We start from the raw sequence: 486 nt of genomic DNA, 5'->3' as shown, positions 1-486 counted from the left end.
GCGGTCAGCGGGTTCCCCGACAACCGCGGCTGGGACCTGGACGCCCTGTACGACCCCGACCCCGACCGCACCGGTACGTCGTACAGCCGGGAGGGAGGCTTCCTGCACGAAGCCGACCGGTTCGACCCGGAGTTCTTCGGCATCTCGCACCGGGAGGCCGCCGCGATCGACCCTCAGCAGCGACTGCTGCTGGAGACCGCGTGGGAGAGCTTCGAGAGCGCCGCGATCGACCCCACGGCCCTGCGCGGTTCCCGCACCGGTGTGTTCACCGGCCTGATGTACAGCGACTACGGTTCGCGTCCCCAGCTGCCGGCCGAGGACGCCGAGGGATACCTGTTCAGCGGCAGCGCGGGCAGCATCGCCGCGGGCCGGCTGTCGTACACCTACGGCTTCGAGGGTCCGGCCATCTCGGTGGACACGGCCTGCTCGTCCTCCCTGGTGGCGCTGCATCTCGCGGCGAACGCGCTGCGCAACGGCGAGTGCGAC

Annotated in this window: 1 protein-coding gene; it reads left to right on the top strand. The window is 71.0% G+C overall.

All coding sequences use genetic code 11. The features are described 5' to 3' along the window. Positions 1-486: polyketide synthase (locus tag Q0994_RS33925; RefSeq protein WP_299542587.1), on the top strand; the 486-nt coding region annotated here is incomplete at both ends.

Origin of the sequence: uncultured Streptomyces sp., assembly GCF_947488945.1 — a bacterium.
Taxonomy (GTDB): Bacteria; Actinomycetota; Actinomycetes; order Streptomycetales; family Streptomycetaceae; genus Streptomyces.
The sequence above is the reverse complement of the archived record's forward strand: the minus strand, read 5'-3'. Positions and strand labels throughout refer to the sequence as shown.